At 71.0% G+C, this 17,180-nt stretch carries 15 protein-coding genes; 5 read left to right on the top strand and 10 right to left on the bottom strand.

The genetic code is table 11. From position 1 onward, the window contains the following. Positions 1–211: 211 nt before the first annotated feature. The 4 genes from ABZ930_RS15270 to ABZ930_RS15255 form a co-directional block, all read right to left on the bottom strand. The gene (locus tag ABZ930_RS15270) at positions 212–658 is read right to left on the bottom strand and encodes a hypothetical protein (RefSeq protein ID WP_361547227.1); all 447 of its coding nucleotides are present in this window, start codon (positions 656–658) and stop codon (positions 212–214) included. An 11-nt stretch (positions 659–669) separates the two neighbouring features. Beyond that, positions 670–1,830, bottom strand: coding sequence for a hypothetical protein (locus tag ABZ930_RS15265; RefSeq protein WP_361547224.1), 1,161 nt, complete (start codon positions 1,828–1,830; stop codon positions 670–672). Beyond that, on the bottom strand, positions 1,827–2,054 hold the full coding sequence (locus ABZ930_RS15260; RefSeq protein WP_361547221.1) for a hypothetical protein: 228 nt from the start codon (positions 2,052–2,054) through the stop codon (positions 1,827–1,829). The genes ABZ930_RS15265 and ABZ930_RS15260 overlap by 4 nt, the downstream gene beginning before the upstream one ends. Positions 2,055–2,273: 219 nt before the next feature. Then, positions 2,274–3,038, bottom strand: coding sequence for an SDR family oxidoreductase (locus ABZ930_RS15255; protein ID WP_361547219.1), 765 nt, complete (start codon positions 3,036–3,038; stop codon positions 2,274–2,276). A 114-nt stretch (positions 3,039–3,152) separates the two neighbouring features. Here ABZ930_RS15255 and ABZ930_RS15250 point away from each other — a divergent pair, with 114 nt between their 5' ends. Further along, entirely contained in the window at positions 3,153–4,610 is a 1,458-nt protein-coding gene (locus ABZ930_RS15250) for an alkaline phosphatase PhoX (protein WP_361547216.1), read from the top strand. Positions 4,611–4,614: 4 nt separating this feature from the next. Here ABZ930_RS15250 and ABZ930_RS15245 read toward each other — a convergent pair whose 3' ends face one another. Then, positions 4,615–6,090: an amino acid permease gene (locus ABZ930_RS15245; RefSeq protein ID WP_361547213.1), complete on the bottom strand. Its 1,476-nt coding sequence runs from the start codon at positions 6,088–6,090 to the stop codon at positions 4,615–4,617. Between the two features lie 338 nt (positions 6,091–6,428). Between ABZ930_RS15245 and ABZ930_RS15240 the strand changes: the two genes are divergently transcribed. Beyond that, complete coding sequence (locus ABZ930_RS15240) at positions 6,429–8,006, top strand: TROVE domain-containing protein (protein ID WP_361547210.1); 1,578 nt, start codon at positions 6,429–6,431, stop codon at positions 8,004–8,006. 49 nt (positions 8,007–8,055) lie between these two features. Here the strand turns inward: ABZ930_RS15240 and ABZ930_RS15235 are convergent, their stop codons facing one another. Continuing rightward, positions 8,056–9,540 carry an MFS transporter gene (locus ABZ930_RS15235; RefSeq protein ID WP_361547207.1) on the bottom strand — a complete coding sequence of 495 codons (1,485 nt, stop codon included), beginning with the start codon at positions 9,538–9,540 and terminating at the stop codon, positions 8,056–8,058. Positions 9,541–9,701: 161 nt separating this feature from the next. Here ABZ930_RS15235 and ABZ930_RS15230 point away from each other — a divergent pair, with 161 nt between their 5' ends. The 3 genes from ABZ930_RS15230 (at position 9,702) to ABZ930_RS15220 (ending at position 13,009) form a co-directional block, all read left to right on the top strand. Beyond that, complete coding sequence (locus ABZ930_RS15230) at positions 9,702–10,301, top strand: helix-turn-helix domain-containing protein (RefSeq protein WP_361547205.1); 600 nt, start codon at positions 9,702–9,704, stop codon at positions 10,299–10,301. An 81-nt stretch (positions 10,302–10,382) separates the two neighbouring features. Then, positions 10,383–11,639 carry a TerD family protein gene (locus tag ABZ930_RS15225; protein WP_361547247.1) on the top strand — a complete coding sequence of 419 codons (1,257 nt, stop codon included), beginning with the start codon at positions 10,383–10,385 and terminating at the stop codon, positions 11,637–11,639. A 110-nt stretch (positions 11,640–11,749) separates the two neighbouring features. Next, positions 11,750–13,009, top strand: coding sequence for an amidohydrolase (locus ABZ930_RS15220; protein WP_361547202.1), 1,260 nt, complete (start codon positions 11,750–11,752; stop codon positions 13,007–13,009). Positions 13,010–13,028: 19 nt separating this feature from the next. Here ABZ930_RS15220 and ABZ930_RS15215 read toward each other — a convergent pair whose 3' ends face one another. The 4 genes from ABZ930_RS15215 to ABZ930_RS15200 are packed head-to-tail and all read right to left on the bottom strand — an operon-like array spanning position 13,029 to position 17,150. Beyond that, complete coding sequence (locus tag ABZ930_RS15215) at positions 13,029–14,018, bottom strand: zinc-dependent alcohol dehydrogenase family protein (protein ID WP_361547199.1); 990 nt, start codon at positions 14,016–14,018, stop codon at positions 13,029–13,031. Next, positions 14,015–14,848, bottom strand: a complete 834-nt coding sequence (locus tag ABZ930_RS15210) for a carbohydrate ABC transporter permease (RefSeq protein ID WP_361547196.1) — start codon at positions 14,846–14,848, stop codon at positions 14,015–14,017. The genes ABZ930_RS15215 and ABZ930_RS15210 overlap by 4 nt, the downstream gene beginning before the upstream one ends. Further along, positions 14,845–15,783, bottom strand: a complete 939-nt coding sequence (locus ABZ930_RS15205) for a sugar ABC transporter permease (RefSeq protein ID WP_361547193.1) — start codon at positions 15,781–15,783, stop codon at positions 14,845–14,847. The genes ABZ930_RS15210 and ABZ930_RS15205 overlap by 4 nt, the downstream gene beginning before the upstream one ends. Further along, positions 15,780–17,150, bottom strand: a complete 1,371-nt coding sequence (locus ABZ930_RS15200) for a sugar ABC transporter substrate-binding protein (RefSeq protein ID WP_361547190.1) — start codon at positions 17,148–17,150, stop codon at positions 15,780–15,782. Before ABZ930_RS15200 ends, ABZ930_RS15205 begins: the two co-directional genes overlap by 4 nt. Positions 17,151–17,180: the final 30 nt, after the last annotated feature.

Here is a 17,180-nt window from a genome sequence, read left to right as displayed (position 1 = left end):
GGCGGTGCCGTAACGGATCTTCGCGCCCTGGGGGTGCGGGTCCGCGTCCACCCAGACGGCGTTGCCGTTGGTCCCCCGCACCGCGCCCCTGAGCGAGCGGAGCTCGCTTTCAGGGGCGCGGGGAACTGCGCGACCAGCCACGACGAGGGCCGCGGACGAAGGACCGGCACGGCGGGCCGGGGCCAGAAGTGCCGGCCCGCCGTGGCACCCGCTAGCAGAGATAGCGCGTCGTGTGCTGGAAGGACGACGCCGCCCCGTCGAACCCGTAGGTGCCCCGGTACGCCGGCGGATTCTGGTACTCCCCGACGATGGTGACGGTGTTGGCGCAGGACCCCTGCCCGGCCCGCTTGGCGTCGATCCGGATCGAGTCCCCGATGAAGCCGCCCGTGATGTCCCACGGGGCACCGCAGATGCCGGACGTGATCTGCCCGCCGGTCACCACGTAGGGATGCGTGTTCGGGTTGACCTTCGCGGTGATGGCGAAGGTGACCGTCCCGTTGTTCAGCTCCAGCTTGCACTCGACGGACACCGCCTCGGCGGACACGTCGGCCGGCGCGGCGAACGCCTCGTCGCGGGTCTTGACCTCCGCGCCCTGCGGGTTGTGGAACCGGTGCTCGGCGCGGGTCGGGCTCTTCTGCCTACGTGCCTGAGTGGTCATGACGTCACCCCCTATGCGAGCTGCTCGGCGATCTCGACGCGCAGCAGCGCGCGGACGTTCTCGATGTGGTTGACGACCGTCACCTGCGAGGAACCGGCGAAGAGCAGGCCCACCGCGACGTTGTCGAGGGAGGTCACCAGGGAGCCGGAGTCACCGCCGGCCGAGATGTTCGTGGTGAGGATCTGGTCCTTGAAGCGGGCCGTGCCCGCGGTGCCGTAGTTGACGTCGATCGTCGCGTCGACCGCGATGATCCGGCCGAAGGAGATGTTCGTCGTGCGGCCGGTCTTCTTCACGAGGTCGCCGACCGCGACATTGGCCCTGCGCCGCCAGGCCCGCGGCGCGCCGCTGAAGTACTGCTCGCGCGTGGCGTCCTGGAACTGGACCTCGCCGAGCGCGCAGTCGACCACGTTGTTCTGCTGGTCGAGCGGCGTCTGCGGGGCGAACTGGATGGTGATGAACCGGGACAGCGTGGCGATCCGGTCCGCCGGGTTGGTGCCGCCGTCGAACGTGCCGGGCTGGAGGATCACGCTGCCCGGCTGCGCCCGGTTGGAGTCGGCGAGCACATGGTTGTTGGACAGGACGTAGAACTTGGCCGGGGTGCCGAGGCCGGGCCCCGGCGGGTCCACGGTGGCGCCCGGCAGGAAGTCGTAGACGACGCTGCCCAGCGTGCCCGCGGTGATGGCCACGTTGCCGACCGAGAAACCGGCCGGGCAGGGGCGCATCCGGCGGACCAGGACCTGCGGCTCGAAGGTCGCGAGGCCGCCCAGCTCCTCCAGCACCGGCTGGCTCATGCCGCCGAGCTGCTGGCCGACGCCGCCGTCGGGCCCGTAGCCGATCTCCTGCTGACGTGCCCCGGCGCCCGGCCGGCTCTGCCGCCGCTGGGCGGAGATCTGGCCGACGGCCAGGATGTCGGTGGGGGTGCCGTCATCCATCTGACGTGGAATCACATCCCGCTCGGGCAACATGGATTCGGGCACCTTCTGGGTCACGAAGACCAGGACGGCCGGTTCGCCGGTGGGCCGCCCGTCGACCCATTTCACGCCGTGGCCGTAGCCGATCACGTTGGCCAGCGGCTGTTCGCGCCGCAGGAAGTCGCTCTGTGCCTGGTGACGGGCGCTGTCGCTGAGCTGACCGCCGGCCGGTCCTCGCATCAATTCGGGCTGGCTACTCACGCCAGACCACCTCTTCCCCTTGGCTCGCCGGAGGGCCCGTCCTGGGCCCGGACGTCGCCGATCGCGAGCACGCGCACCGGTACGCCGTCCAGCTCCTTAGGAACCATGTCGTCCGCGGGGAGCCGGTCCGGGGGCACCTTCCGGGAGACGAAGACGACGATCACGTCCGCCCCCGAGTGCTCGTCCCTTCCGATCCCGACTCCGGTGACATTGGCCAGCTTCATCAGCCGGCTCTCATGGAGGGTGCGTGCCCGCCGTGCGTCCACTCGGCTCGCCACCCCCTCGGCGGGTGATGCGGTGATGCAGTCAAGGCCTGTCTAGTGACGGCCGGACAGGTGGTCAAGGCGTTCTGCGCTAAATCTTCGGTTTGTCGCCGTAGTGGGTCTGTTGACCTTCTTTACGATGATTCTTCCGATGTCTGTGGGAAAGCGCTCCCCGGTTCGTCAGGTCCGCAAGTAGGAGGCGCCGTTGAGGTCCAGAACGGTTCCCGAGGCCCACTGCGCCCCCGGCGACGCCAGCCAGAGCACGGCCCCGGCGATCTCCTCCGCCGAGGCGACCCGGCCGAACGGACTCTGCGCCCGCACCTCGTCGGTCAGCCGGTGCGCCACCCGCTCCGTCTCGATGAACCCGGGCGCCACCGACGCCACCCCGATCCCGTGCGGCGCGAGCGCGACCGCCAGGGACTGGCCGAGCGCGTGCACGGCGGCCTTCGTCGCCCCGTACGCCGGATGGTCCGGCTCGCCCTTGAAGGCGCCGCGCGACCCGACGTTGACGATCCGGCCCCCGGTGCCCTGGTCGATCATGCGCCGGGCCGCGAGGTGGCTCAGGTTCGCGGTGCCGAGCAGGTTCACCGCCACATGGCGCTGCCACAGCTCCGACCATTCCTCGTACGACGTGGTCGCGGGCGGGTGCGGCAGGTTCACGGCCGCGTTGTTGACCAGGACGTCGAGGCCGCCGAGCCCGTGCGCGGCCCGCTCGGCGATCGACGCGGCGCCCGCCGGGTCGGACAGATCGCCCCCGACGAGCACATGCCCGTCGCCGGCCAGCGAGTCGAGGGTGGCGCGCGCCTCCGCCTCCCGGGAGCCGTAGTGCACCGCCACCCGGTCGCCGCCCGCCGCGAACGCCCGGGCCAGCGCCCGCCCCAGGCCGCGCGAGGCGCCGCTCACCAGCACGCGGCGTCCGGATTCCGGCAGGTTCACTGAAGTCATGAAAGGGGGCCCCTCGGCTTAGGACGGTGTTCAACCGCCGTTTATACGCGAGCGAGAACGTGTGGCCGAAACAGGCCCGCCCCCCGCCACACCATCATCACGGGAGACAGCCACATGTCGCTCACTCGCAGGGACTTCGCCAGACGCTCCGCGGCCACCGGTGCCGGAGTCGCCCTGGCCGGCTCCGTCGGCGCCCTCGCCACCGCGCCGAACGCGCTCGCGGCCACGGACCACGGTCACGACCACGACCACGACGGTCATGGTCACGGTCACGACCACGAGCACGGCGTCGGCTACGGCCCGCTGATCCCCGACCCGGCCGGCATCCTGGCGCTGCCCGCCCACTTCTCGTACAAGGTCATCACCTACAGCGGGAAGACCAAGCTGGAGTCCGGCGAGTTCACCCCGTCCAACCACGACGGCACCGCCACCTTCGAGGGCCCGCGCGGCACCACCCTCCTCGTCAACAACCACGAGCTGGCCGGCGCCCGCGCCGACTGGCCACACCCGGTGCCGCTCACCGAGGGCCTCGTCTACGACCCGGGCGCGGCCGGCGGCTGCACCGTCGTCGAGGTCCGGCGCGGCGGCGAGGTCGCCGAGTGGGTCGGCATCGCGGGCACCGCCACCAACTGCGCGGGCGGCTCCACCCCCTGGGACACCTGGCTGACCTGCGAGGAGACCGAGGACAAGGCCGGCTCCAAGGGCTTCACCAAGGACCACGGCTACGTCTTCGAGGTCGACCCCGCCGACCGCCGCGCCAACCGTGCGCCCAAGCCGGTCAAGGCGCTCGGCCGGTACGCCCACGAGGCCGTCGTCATCGACCCGAAGAACGGCCAGGCGCTGCTCACCGAGGACGCCTCGAGCCCCAACGGCCTGCTCTACCGCTGGGTGCCGCCGCACGGCTTCAAGCACGGCCGCGGTCGCTTGCGCACCCTCGCCGACGACGCGGGCGTCCTCCAGGCGTTCAAGTGCTTCGACTCCGGCGGCCGGTTCGTCGACGACCTCTCCCGCGCCACGAAGATCGGCACCGTCTACGGCGTCGACTGGGTCGAGGTCCCCGACCGCGACGCCAAGACCGTCTCCACCCGCAAGCAGTTCAAGGACGGCGAGGTCACCCGAGCCCGCAAGCTGGAGGGCATGTGGTGGGGTGACGGCGGCGCGTACATCGTCTCCTCCTTCGCCCGCACCGAGAGCCCGGTCCAGCACGACGGCCAGGTCTGGTTCTACGACCCCAAGCGCCGCACCCTGACCCTCAAGGTGCTGCTCGGCGTCAACCCGGACCCGTCGAAGGACGGCGCCTTCGACGGCCCCGACAACATCACCGTCTCGCCCTACGGCGGTCTGGTCATCGCCGAGGACGGCGAGGGCGTCCAGCACCTGTTCGGCGCGACCGAGAAGGGCCGCACGTACCCGATCGCGCGCAACGAGCTGAACATCGGCTCCGCGGACGACCCGGAGTACAGCGAGTTCACCGGCGTCACCTTCTCGCCCGACGGACGCACCCTGTACGCCAACATCCAGACGCCCGGCATCATGCTCGCCATCACCGGCCCCTGGAAGCGCCAGCGCTAGCCGCCTACCGCAGCGGGTCCACCGGCGGCGCCTCGCTTTCCGAGGCGATCCGGTGGACCCGCCTGCGCACCGCGTACCAGCCGATCAGCAGGGCGGCCGCGATCGGGATCAGGGTGAGCACCGTGTCCCGGCCCGCGCCGTCCGTGTCGAACCACATCATGACGACGACCGCGAGCAGGAAGGCGACCGTCGACAGCTCGATCCACGGCGAGGCCCACAGCCGGAACGCCGGCCGGTGCACCAGCCCCTGCTTGGCGCGGCGCACGAACAGCAGATGACAGATCATGATCATCGACCAGGTGGAGATCACGCCCAGCGACGAGATGTTGGTGACGATCTCGAACGCCTTGTCGGGCAGCCACGCGTTCAGCGCGACACCGAGCAGCGCCACCACCGCCACCAGCAGGATCCCGCCGTACGGGACGTGGCTGCGGCTCATCCGGGCCGTGAAGGACGGCGCCGAACCCGCCATCGACATCGAGCGCAGGATGCGGCCGGTCGTGTAGAGCCCGGAGTTGAGCGAGGACAGCGCGGCGGTCAGCACCACCAGGTTCATGATGCCGCCCGCCGACGGCACCCCGATCTTCGACAGCACCGTCACGAACGGGCTCTCGTTCGCCGAGTACGACGTCCAGGGCAGCAGCAGCGTCAGCATCACGACCGAGCCGACGTAGAAGATCGCCACCCGCCACATGATCGAGTTCACCGCGCGCGGCACGACGGTCGCCGGATCTTCGGTCTCGCCCGCCGTCACACCGACCATCTCCACGGCCGCGTACGCGAAGATCACGGTCTGGGTGATCAGCACCACCGGCCAGATGCCCAGCGGGAACATGCCGCCGTTGTCGGCGATCAGGGAGACGCCCGCCGTGTGTCCGTCGACGGGCTCGCGCGAGACGAGGAAGTAGATCCCGATCAGCAGGAAGATCACCAGCGCGGCGACCTTGACGATCGCGAACCAGAACTCCATCTCGCCGAACGCCTTCACCGAGATGAGATTGACGGTGAGGACGATGCCCAGGGCGATCGCGGCGAGCACCCACTGCGGCACCGAGGTGAACATCGACCAGTAGTGCACGTACACCGCGGCCGCCGTGATGTCCGCCATTCCCGCGGTCGACCACTGCAGGACGTACATCCAGCCCGCCGCGAACGCGCCCTGCTCGCCGAGGAATTCCCGCGCGTAACTCACGAACGATCCGGACGACGGCCGGTGCACCACCAGTTCGCCCAGCGCCCGCACGACGAAGAAGGCGAACACTCCGCACACCAGATAGGCGATCGCGAGCGCGGGCCCGGCCTTGGCGAGATTGCCTCCGGCGCCGTAGAGCAGACCGGTGCCGATCGCCCCGCCGATCGCGATCATGCTGATGTGGCGGGGCTTGAGCGTCTTGCTGTAGCCGAGGTCACCGGCGTCGGCGACGCCTTCGGCGGTGGTCGGGTCGTCGAGGCGCGAGTCTGGATTTCTGTCCTGGTGCACGCGGGGAACTCTCGCAAAATAATTGCCTCGCACGGCTGATGCGCGCCGCCGTACAGTCGTTCTTCGTACCTCCCGGTGCGAAGGCCACGGCTACTTCTCTTTCACAGAATCCGATGCCGTGACCGGTCTGATCTCGGGAGGCGCGGCACTTGGTGCGTGCCCGGTGCGCAGACAACGGTTACTTCTGGATCGGGCGGTTGCGGGTTCGAATCCCGTCGGTGACTTCGGGTCGCCGTAGCTCAATCGGGTAGAGCACTTGACTGTTCCGTCGTCGACCTCGATCTCGGGCACGCTCCATTCGCCGTGTCTCCCTCCGAAGGAATTCGGGGGAATTCCGCATGGCGCGTTTCAACCGCAAGCCGGCCCGGGCCGCTGTCCTTTCCGCCGTACGGACCACGGGCCGCACCGTGCCGACCCATGAGGGCGGCCGTGGATTCGAGCGCGACAGGCGTTCCGAGCTCTTCCTGCTCGCGATCGCCAATTTCGTCTCCCAGCGGACCTTCTACGAGGACGGCGCGGACCGCGACGACCGGTTCGCCACGCTCGTGCGCGGGCTCGCCGTGACCGACCCGGAGTGGACCGCGGGCCTGCTCGGCTGGCTGCGCGGCGAGGGGAACCTGCGCACCGCGTCCCTCGTGGGCGCCGCCGAGTACGTGAAGGCGCGTCTCGACGCCGGCGCGAGCGAAGGACCGTCGAACCGTGCGGTCGTCGCCTCCGTGCTGCGCCGCCCCGACGAGCCCGGCGAGCTGCTCGGCTACTGGACGCAGACGTACGGGCGGGCCGTCCCCAAGCCCGTCAAGCGCGGCATCGCCGACGCCGTGCGCCGCCTCTACCACGGCAAGGCGCTCCTGAAGTACGACACCGCGTCCAAGGGCTACCGCTTCGGCGACGTCCTCAACCTGGTGCACGCGTCGCCCGACCCGGCCAAGCCGTGGCAGGGCGAGCTGTTCCGGTACGCGCTCGACCGGCGTCACCGCCCCGACACGGCCGTGCCTCCGGCGGGCAGCGAGGTCCTGCTCGCCCACCGGGAGCTGATGGCGCTGCCGGTCGCCGAGCGGCGCGCCGTGCTGCTCGCGCCCGACGGTGCCGAGCGGCTCGCGGCGGCGGGCATGACGTGGGAGGCGCTGGCCGGCTGGCTGCAGGGCCCCATGGACAAGGCGGCCTGGGAGGCCGTGATCCCGTCCATGGGCTCCATGGCTCTCATCCGCAACCTCCGCAATTTCGACGAGGCGGGCGTCTCGGACGAGGTCGCGGCCCGGGTCGCCGCGAAGGTCTCCGACCCGGCCGAGGTGGCGCGCTCGCGGCAGTTCCCGTTCCGCTACCTCGCCGCGTACCAGCACGCGCCGTCGCTGCGCTGGGCGTACCCGCTGGAGACGGCGCTCGGCCACTCGCTGGCCAACGTGCCGTCCCTGCCCGGCCGTTCGCTGATCATGGTGGACCGCTCGGGCTCCATGTGGGCCCCGCTGTCCGACCGGTCGCAGCTCAACCGGGCGGACGCGGCCGCGGTGTTCGGCGCGGCGCTCGCGCTGCGGGCCGAGCGGGCCGACCTGGTGCAGTTCGGCACGGGCAGCACCGACGTGATGTACCGCAAGGGCGAGTCCGTCCTGAAGGTCCTGGAGCGCTTCGGGAACCTGGGCGGGACGAACACCGCCGAGGCGGTACGGCGCCACTACCGCGGCCACGACCGGGTGCTCATCGTCACCGACGAGCAGGCGCACCACAGCCGGCACGGCGACCCGACCGGGCAGGTCCCGGCGCAGGTCCCGGTCTACACCTGGAACCTGGCCGGGTACCGGGCGGGCCACGCGCCCTCCGGTTCGGCACACCGGCACACGTTCGGCGGACTCTCCGACGCGGCGTTCCGGATGGTGACGCTGCTGGAATCGGGGCGGGACGCGGACTGGCCCTGGATGTAGCGGGGTCGAGCGGCTCGGGCCGCTCGACCCCGGCCGGACGTCTGCCCGGTCAGGTCTTCTGCCGGGTGCCGGCTGTGTGTGGTTGCTCGTGCAGTTCCCCGCGCCCCTTGCGGGGCCGCAGTCCCACCACGATCACCAGTAGGGCTCCCGTTGCGATCACCGCGCCCACCCCGAACGCCCTGGTCGCCCCGTGCACCAGGACCGCGTCCGCCGAACCGTGGGCGTGACGCGTCGCCGTGCCGTACACCGTGACCAGTGCCGCGAGGCCCAGCGTGCCGCCCAGCCACTGGAACGTCTGGAGCAGGCCCGAGGCCGCGCCCGCCTCGGCCGGGGTGATGTTCTTCAGGATCGTGGCGTTCAGGGGCATGAAGCTCAGGCCGACGCCCATGCCGAGCAGCAGCATCGGGCCGAGCAGGCCGGTCGCGAAGCCGTCGGTGGCATCGAGGCGGCTGAGCCAGGCGCTGCTCGCGATCATCAGCAGGGATCCGGTGACCAGGAGCGGCTTGGCGCCGAAGCGGGCGAGCAGGCGGGGCGCGCGGCGCACCGTCGCGAACACCGCGACCGTCAGCGGCAGGAAGGCGAATCCGGCCTTCAACGGGCTGTAGTCCAGGACCTGTTGGACGTAGAGCGTGAGGAAGTAGAAGGCGCCGAAGTTCCCGGCGGGCAGCAGCAGGATGATCGCGTAGGCGGCCGCGCGGTCGCGGTTCCCGAAGAGGGCGAGCGGGGCGATGGGCTGCCGGGCGCGCGACTCGGTCCAGAGGAATCCGGCGAGCAGGGCCGCCGCCGAGAAGAAGCAGGTCAGGGCGCGGGCGTCGGTCCATGAGCTGTCCGAGACGCGGAGGAAGGCGTAGACGAGGAAGAACATCCCGGCCGTGCCGGTGACGGCCCCCCTGGTGTCGAACGTGTCGAACCGCCCGCTGCGGCGCGGGGTTTCGCGGACCACGCGCGGCAGGGCGAGGGCGAGCGCGACGCCGATCGGTACGTTGATGAGGAGCGACCAGCGCCAGGACGCGAGGTCGGTGAGGGCGCCGCCGAGCACGAGGCCGATGGAGGCGCCGATGCCGGCCATCGAGGAGTAGACGGCGAGGGCGCGGTGGCGGGCCGGTCCGTCGGCGAAGTGGGTGGTGATCAGGGCGAGGGTGCTGGGTGCGATCAGGGCGGCGCCGACGCCCTGGACGGCGCGGGCGGCCAGCAGTAACGCGCCGTCGGTGGCGAGGCCGCCGCACAGGGACGCGGCCGCGAAGACCAGGACGCCGGTCATCAGCGTCCGGCGGCGGCCGAGGATGTCGCCCGCGCGGCCGGCCAGCAGGAGCAGGCCGCCGAAGGCGAGGGTGTAGGCGTTGAGGACCCAGGACAGGCCGGTGGGCGTGAAGCCGAGGGTGCCTTGGATGTCGGGGAGGGCGACGTTCACGACGGTGGAGTCCAGGCCCACCATCAGGTAGGCGGTGACGATGAGGGCGAGGACGGCGCCCGGACGCGCTACGGTGCGCTTCCCCGGGCTCGTGGATTCCGTGGCAGGCGGTGCGGAGGACATGCTCGACTCCCGTACGGGGACGGTGGGTTGAGGAGCGCGCGGGCAGCCCGGACTGCCCGCGAGAAGAAGCGGGGACTGTCTCCGTTTAGCTCCGGCTAACATACGGAGACAGTCCCCGGTTGTGCAAGGGGTGCTGGACGGCGTCCCCGGAGGAGGCGGACATGGCCCAGGTGGGAGCGGCCGGGCGGCCGGCGAAACCGCAGCGCGCGGACGCGCGCCGCAACTACGAACGGCTTCTGAAGGAAGCCGCGGTCGCGTTCGCCGAGAAGGGGCCCCAGGCCTCGCTGGACGACATCGCCAAGCGGGCCGGCGTCGGATCGGGCACCCTCTACCGGCACTTCCCGACGCGCGAGGCCCTCATGGAGGCCGTGTACGTCGACCTCTTCGAGGCGCTGGCCGAGCGGGCGACGACGCTGGGCGCCGAGCTGCCGCCGGGTGAGGCGCTCTTCACCTGGCTCGGGGACCTCGGCGAGCAGATCGTGCAGGTGAAGGCCCTCAAAGCGCTGCTCGGCGCGGTCGTCGCCGAGAGCGGGGCGCCGCTCGTCATCCAGTGCGGCGAATGCCTCAAGACCGCCGCGGCCGAGCTGCTCGCCGCGGCCCAGGAGGCCGGCGAGGTGCGCACCGACCTCAACCATCTGGAGCTGCTGCGCCTCAACCACGCCGTCGTCGAGGCGGCGCAGCTGGCCGGCGGCGATCCGCAGGGCGTGGCCCGCTACCGGCGGCTGATGCTGGAAGGCCTGCGGACACCGGCGCGGCAGTGAGTCCGGGTGAGAGAACCGTAGAAAAGTCTTCGGTAAGGGAACGGTAAAGCGGAGCCGCTCGTTACCTGGGGCATGACCGCTATGACCCCCGGCTCGAACATCCCGCTCACCGCGCAGCGCGTGGCGGTGGACGTCACCGCTCCCGTGCGGCTCGACGTCTCGGGCCTGCTGCTCACCGCCGACGGCAAGGTGCGCTCGGACGACGACTTCATCTTCTACAACCAGCCCGCCGGGCCCGGTGTGACGTACGCGTCGGGCGGGGGGACGTCCCCCGACTCGATCACCGTGGACACCTCGGCCGTGCCGCCCGGCATCGAGAAGATCGTCGTCACCGCGAGCCCGGACGCCGACGGCCAGACGTTCCAGGGCATCGAGCCCACGGCCACGATTCGCAACGCGGACGACGGCTCGGTCCTCGCCACCTTCACCCCGCCGCAGCTCGGCGCGGAGACGGCGCTGGTGGTCATGGAGGTGTACCTGAGGAACGGCGCGTGGAAGGCCCGCGCGGTGGGCCAGGGCTATGCGAACGGGCTGGCGGGCATCGCCACCGACTTCGGCGTCTCCGTGGAGGAGGAGCCGGCGGCCCCGGCCGCGCCCGCCCAGGCCGCGCCCGCCCCCGCCCCGGCCGCCCCGGTGACGGCGCCGCCCCCGCCGACCACGCCGCCGGTCGACCCGCGCCTCGCGCCGCCCCCGCCGCAGGCCGCCGCCCCGGCCGCTCCCGCCGCCCCCGCGGCGCCGCCGGCCCCCGCTCCGGGCGCCGGGAAGATCAACCTGGACAAGGGGCGGGTCTCCCTCCAGAAGAACCAGACGGTGTCCCTGGTCAAGGCGGGCCGGCCGCTGCTGAGCCAGGTCAAGATGGGCCTGGGCTGGGAGCCCGCCTACCGCGGCAAGGACATCGACCTGGACGCGTCGGTCATCGCGTACGGGCCGCAGCGCAATCACATCGACAGCTGCTACTTCGGCAAGCTGTCGATCGTGAACGGCGCGATCAAGCACTCGGGCGACAACCTCACGGGCGAGGGCGGCGGTGACGACGAGGTGATCGTCGTCGACCTGGGCCGGCTCCCGCAGGACGTCACGGGCCTGGTCTTCACGGTGAACTCGTTCTCGGGCCAGAAGTTCACCGAGGTCGCCAAGGCGTACTGCCGACTGCTCGACGCGGCGACGGGCGAGGAGCTGGTCCGCTTCGACCTCACGAACGCCGAGGCGCAGACGGGCGTCATGATGGCCAAGCTCATCAAGCAGTTCACCGGCGAGTGGGAGATGACCGCGATGGGGGACTTCGTGAAGTCGCGGACCGTGCGCGGCATGGTGAAGCCCGCGGCGCAGGCCCTCTAGCCGGGGCCGCGGCGCCCCGCGCGCCGTACGACCGAACAGCGGTGGCCGCCCGCGCCCGCGGGCGGCCACCGGCGTACGGTGGGCGCGTCGAGACACCAGGAGGCCTGGCCATGGCGCACGTTCAGTCGGTGACCGGGGGACTGGCGCGGATCCGGGAGGATCTGGCCGCGTTCTACCAGGACCTGCACCGGCATCCGGAGCTGTCCCTCCAGGAGACCCGGACGGCCGGACTGCTCGCGGGACGGCTGCGCGACGCCGGGTTCGACGAGGTCGCCGAGGGCGTCGGCACCACCGGAGTCGTGGGCGTGCTGCGCAACGGCGAGGGGCCCGTGGTCATGCTCCGCGCCGACTTCGACGCACTGCCCGTCGAGGAGAAGACCGGCCTGCCGTACGCGAGCACGGCCCGTGCCGTGGACCACGAGGGCCGCGAGGTCCCGGTCATGCACGCCTGCGGCCACGACATGCACGCCACCTGCCTCGTCGGCGCCGCCACCCTGTTCGCGCAGGCCCGCGACGCGTGGTCGGGGACCCTGCTGGTCGTGTTCCAGCCCGCCGAGGAACTCGCCGTAGGCGCCCAGGGCATGATCGACGACGGCCTCTTCGAGCGGTTCCCCGCCCCGGAGATCGTCCTCGGCCAGCACGTGGGGCCGCTGCCCGCGGGCTTCATCGGGTACGGCACGGGCCCCGTCATGGCGGCGGCCGACTCCCTGCACGTCACCCTGCACGGCCGTGGCGGCCACGGCTCACGGCCCGAGGCGACCGTCGACCCGGTCCTGACGGCCGCGCACGTCGTCACCCGGCTCCAGGGCATCGTCGCCCGCGAGGTCTCCCCGTCCGAGCCCGCCGTCGTCACCGTCGGCCGGCTCCAGGCGGGCACGAAGGACAACATCATTCCGGACCGGGCCGAGCTCGGGATCAACATCAGGACCTACACCCCGCAGACCCGCGACCTGGTCCGCGCCGCCGTCGAGCGGATCGTGCGCGCCGAGTCGGCGGCGGGCAACGCCGTCGCGGAGCCCGATCTGGTCTGGTCCGCCGCCGCGCCCGCCCTGGTCAGCGACCCCGGCGCGACGGAGGCCACGATCGCCGCCTTCGCCGATCACTTCGGCGAGCAGCGCATCCACACCCTGCCGCTCGTCACCGCCAGCGAGGACGTCGGCGTGTTCGGCGACGTCCTGAAGGTGCCCACCGTCTTCTGGTTCTGGGGCGGTCTCGACCCGGACCCGACGATCGCCGCCCTCCTGGAGGGCCGCATGGACGAACTCCCCAGCAACCACTCGCCGTTCTTCGCCCCGCAGATCGAGCCCACGCTCAGCACGGGCGTGGAGGCGCTGGTGATCGCCGCCCACACCTGGCTGAGCCGCTCCTGAACCGTTCCCGACCGGTCCGCTACGGGACCACGACGATCTTCCGGCCCACCCCGGAGGCGAACTGGTCGAGGGCCTGCGGGTAACTGTCCAGCGGGAGCCGGTCGCTGATGAAGACGTCCGGGTCGAGCACGCCGCCCGCGAAGAGTTCGGCCGCGCGCTCGTAGCTGTGCAGGACCGCCATCGACCCGGTGATGGTGATCTCCTGGTTGTAGATGCGGTACGGGTCGATGGTCACCCGGGTCGCGTAGTCGGCGACGCCGAACTGGAGGAACGTACCGGCCTTGGAGACACGGCCGAGGCCGTCCTGGATCGCCGCCGCGTTGCCGGTCGCGTCGATGACGACGTCCCAGCCCTCGGGCCGGTCCAGCTCGTCGGGGCCCGCCGCCGACGCGGAGACGCCGAGCCGCTGGGCCGTGGCGAGCCGGTCCGGGTTCAGGTCGACGACGTCGACGCTCGCCGCGCCGGTCCGCTTGGCGAGCTCCAGCATCATCAGGCCCATGGTCCCGGAGCCGTAGATCAGCACGTGCGCGCCCAGCCGGGAGTTCAGCACGTCGTAGCCGCGCACCGCGCACGACAGTGGCTCGATGAGGGCCGCGTCCTGGGTGCGTACGTGGTCGGGCAGGCGGACGCAGTTGGCGGCGGGGGCCAGGGCGTACTGGGCGGCGCCGCCGGCCGTGGTCACGCCGATCGCGGCCCACCGCTCGCACAGGTTGCCGCGGCCCGCCCGGCAGAAGCGGCACTCGTGACAGTGCAGGGAGGGGTCGACGGCGACCCGGTCGCCCACCCGGACCTCCGTGACGTCGCGGCCCACCTCGGCGACCGTGCCGGCGAACTCGTGGCCCGGCACCACCGGCAGCGTGGGCGCGAACTCGCCCTGGAGGATGTGCAGATCGGTGCCGCACAGTCCGCAGGCCGCGACCTCGACGACCACGTCCCGGGGCCCCGGCGTGGGGTCGGGCACCTCGCCGACGGTGACCTTGCCGACCGACTCGACGATCGCTGCCTTCATTTCACTGCTCCCAACGACAGGCCCTGGACCAGCTTGTCCTGGGCGGCGAACCCCGCGGCGAGCACCGGCAGGGAGATCACGAGCGACGCGGCGCACACCTTCGCCAGGAACAGGCCCTGGCTGGTGATGAAGCCGGTCAGGAAGACGGGCGCGGTCTGGGCGACGACCCCGGTGAGCACCCGCGCGAAGAGAAGTTCGTTCCAGCTGAAGATGAAGCAGATCAGGGCCGTCGCCGCGATGCCGGGCAGCGCGATGGGCGCCACGACCCGGGTGAGGACGGTGGGCAGCCGGGCGCCGTCGATCTGCGCCGCCTCGATCACCGCGACCGGGACCTCGGCGAGGAAGGACTGCATCATCCACACCGCGATCGGCAGGTTCATCGACGTGTAGAGGATGACCAGGAGCCAGATGTTGTCGAGGAAGTCCGTGTTCTTCGCGAAGAGGTAGATCGGCAGCAGACCGGCCACGACCGGCAGCATCTTCGTGGACAGGAAGAAGAACAGGACGTCCGTCCACTTCTTCACCGGCCGGATGGACAGGGCGTACGCGGCCGGGAGCGCGAGGAGCAGCACGAACAGGGTCGAACCGAGCGACGCCACCAGCGAGTTGATCAGCGCCGGCCAGGGGCTCGCGCCGCCGCCCGCGCCGAAGAAGTCGCGGTAGCCGTCGAGGGTCAGCGCGGCGGCGAAGGACGGCGGGTTGGTCGCCGCGTTCTCCTCCGAGTGGAAGGAGGTCAGGGCCATCCAGGCGATCGGCAGGAAGAAGACGATGCCGAGCAGCCAGGCGACGAGACCGAGTCCCTTGCCCTTGAGGACCGTTGCGAAGTTCATCCGCGGCCCACCTCCTCGCGGAACAGTGACGACACGACGCGCAGCGCGAACGTCGCGATGATGATGGAGCCGATGACGACGAGGACGCCCGCCGCGGAGGCGAGGCCGTTCTCGTGGGCCTGGTAGAAGGTCTGGTAGACGGTGTAGGGCAGGTTGGCCGTGCCCAGGCCGCCGGAGGTGAGGGTGAACACCGCGTCGAAGTTCTGCACGATGTAGATCGAGCCGAGCAGGGCGCCGAGTTCGAGATAGCGGCGCAGGTGGGGGAGGGTGAGATGGCGGAAGATCTGCCAGGGGCTCGCGCCGTCCATCCGGGCCGCCTCGATCTGCTCGGCGGAGCGTGACTGCAGGCCCGCGAGCAGGATCAGCATCATGAACGGGGTCCACTGCCAGATCAGCGACATCTCCACGGCGAGCAGCGGCGTGTTCGATATCCAGTCGGGCTGGGGGCCGCCGACGTAGTGCAGCAGGCCGTTGAGCAGGCCGTACTCGGGGTTGTACAGGACGTGCTTCCACAGCAGCGCGGCCGCCACGGGCACGACGAGGAACGGTGCGATCAGCAGCGTACGGACGATGCCGCGGCCTCTGAACTTCCGGTCCAGGAGGAGGGCGAGCGCCAGGCCCGCGACCAGGCTGACCACGACCACGCTCACCGTGAGCAAGATCGTCGTGAGGACCGACTTGCGCAGATCGGGGTCGGTGAGGACCTCCGAGTAGTTGGCGAAGCCGGCGAAGTGGCGGGCGTCGGGGTAGAGGGCGTTCCAGTCGAAGAACGAGATCACCAGCGTGGCCACGAAGGGCAGCTGGGTGACGACGATCATGAAGATCAGGGCGGGCAGGAGGGGCGCCCGGGTGGCCCAGGCGCGCAGCCGTTGGGGAGGGCGCCGGTTCGCGGCGGTCTGCGGGGCGGCCACGGGGGCCGAGGTCACGGTCGTCATCGGCCCTCGTACTCCTTCGCGATCTCGGAGGCGAGTTTCTGGGACTTCTCCAGGGCCGAGTCGACGGACTGGCGTCCGGCGATCGCCGCGCTGATCTCCTGCGAGACCTTGGTGCCGAGGTCGGTGAACTCCGGGATGCCGACGAACTGGATGCCGGGCGCGGGCCGCGGCTGTACGCCCGGATCGCGCGGCCTGGCGCCCTCGATGGCGGCGCGGGTCTGGTCCTGGAAGGCGGCGGCCTCGGAACGGTACTGCGGGATGTCGTACGTCGACGCGCGCTTGCCCGCGGGCACGTTGGCCCAGCCGAAGTTCTCGCCGACCAGCTTCTCGTACTCCTTGCCGGACGCCCAGGAGATGAACTTCCAGGCCTTGTCGGGGTTGGGGGACGCCTTCTGCAGGCCCCACGCCCACGTGTACAGCCAGCCGCTGGACTTCGTCTTCTCGGTGGGCGCGGCGACGTAGCCGATCTTGCCCTTGACCGGCGACTTGGCCGACTCCAGGGAGCCCGCGGCCGAGGTGGCGTCGTACCACATGGCGGTCTTGCCCTGGGTGAGGTTGTTGAGGCACTCGGCGAACCCGGACTGGGCGGCGCCCGACTCGCCGTGCTTGCGCACCAGGTCGACGTAGAAGCGGGTCGCCTCCTTGAAGCCCTTGTCGTCGAGGCGCGCGGTCCAGTCCTTGTCGAACCAGGTGCCGCCGTAGGTGTTCACCACCGTCGTCAGCGGCGCCATCAGCTCGCCCCAGCCGGGCAGGCCGCGCAGGCAGATGCCCTTCATGCCGGACTCGGCGCCGTCGGCCTTCGCCGCGAGGTCCGCGACCTGGCTCCAGGTCGGGTGCGCGGGCATCTTCAGGCCCTTCTTCGCGAAGACGTCCTTGCGGTACATGAGGAAGGACGACTCGCCGTAGAAGGGCTCGCCGTAGAGCTTGCCGTCGTCGCCGGTCAGCGACTGGCGCATCGGCGCGAGGATGTCCTGCTGGTCGAAGCCCGGGTCCTTCTTCACGTACGGGCCCAGTTCGTGCAGCCAGCCGTTGCGGGCGTAGATCGGGATCTCGTAGTTGGAGAGCGTCGCCACGTCGTACTGGCCCGCCTGGTTGGCGAAGTCCTGGCTGATCTTGTCGCGGACGTCGTTCTCCGGCAGCACGGTGAAGTTCACCTTGATGCCGGTCTCGCGGGTGAAGTGCTTGGCGGTGAGTTTCTGCAACTCGGTCATCTGCGGGTTGTTCACCATCAGGACGTTGATGGAGTCGCCGCCCCCCAGCCCGCCCGCTCCGGCCCAGCAGCCGGACAGCAGAGGGGTGAGCAGCGTCCCTGCGGCGGCCGTCGCGAGCAGGGCGCCCGGCGGCCTCCGTCGGCTCTGGGTTCGCATGGATGCTCCTGGACTTCTGTCGCGTATAGG

Source organism: Streptomyces sp. NPDC046716 (genome assembly GCF_040645755.1).
In the GTDB taxonomy this organism is placed as follows: Bacteria; Actinomycetota; Actinomycetes; order Streptomycetales; family Streptomycetaceae; genus Streptomyces.
Note: the sequence above shows the minus strand (reverse complement) of the source record. Positions and strands in the feature narration are given on the sequence as shown.

Excerpts from the sequence above, each read along its gene's own strand:
- ABZ930_RS15270 (WP_361547227.1), bottom strand. The coding sequence starts at position 658 with ATGACCACTCAGGCACGTAGGCAGAAGAGCCCGACCCGCGCCGAGCAC.
- ABZ930_RS15260 (WP_361547221.1), bottom strand. The coding sequence starts at position 2,054 with ATGAAGCTGGCCAATGTCACCGGAGTCGGGATCGGAAGGGACGAGCAC.
- ABZ930_RS15255 (WP_361547219.1), bottom strand. The coding sequence starts at position 3,038 with ATGACTTCAGTGAACCTGCCGGAATCCGGACGCCGCGTGCTGGTGAGC.
- ABZ930_RS15250 (WP_361547216.1), top strand. The coding sequence starts at position 3,153 with ATGTCGCTCACTCGCAGGGACTTCGCCAGACGCTCCGCGGCCACCGGT.
- ABZ930_RS15240 (WP_361547210.1), top strand. The coding sequence starts at position 6,429 with ATGGCGCGTTTCAACCGCAAGCCGGCCCGGGCCGCTGTCCTTTCCGCC.
- ABZ930_RS15235 (WP_361547207.1), bottom strand. The coding sequence starts at position 9,540 with ATGTCCTCCGCACCGCCTGCCACGGAATCCACGAGCCCGGGGAAGCGC.
- ABZ930_RS15230 (WP_361547205.1), top strand. The coding sequence starts at position 9,702 with ATGGCCCAGGTGGGAGCGGCCGGGCGGCCGGCGAAACCGCAGCGCGCG.
- ABZ930_RS15225 (WP_361547247.1), top strand. The coding sequence starts at position 10,383 with ATGACCCCCGGCTCGAACATCCCGCTCACCGCGCAGCGCGTGGCGGTG.
- ABZ930_RS15220 (WP_361547202.1), top strand. The coding sequence starts at position 11,750 with ATGGCGCACGTTCAGTCGGTGACCGGGGGACTGGCGCGGATCCGGGAG.
- ABZ930_RS15215 (WP_361547199.1), bottom strand. The coding sequence starts at position 14,018 with ATGAAGGCAGCGATCGTCGAGTCGGTCGGCAAGGTCACCGTCGGCGAG.
- ABZ930_RS15210 (WP_361547196.1), bottom strand. The coding sequence starts at position 14,848 with ATGAACTTCGCAACGGTCCTCAAGGGCAAGGGACTCGGTCTCGTCGCC.
- ABZ930_RS15205 (WP_361547193.1), bottom strand. The coding sequence starts at position 15,783 with ATGACGACCGTGACCTCGGCCCCCGTGGCCGCCCCGCAGACCGCCGCG.
- ABZ930_RS15200 (WP_361547190.1), bottom strand. The coding sequence starts at position 17,150 with ATGCGAACCCAGAGCCGACGGAGGCCGCCGGGCGCCCTGCTCGCGACG.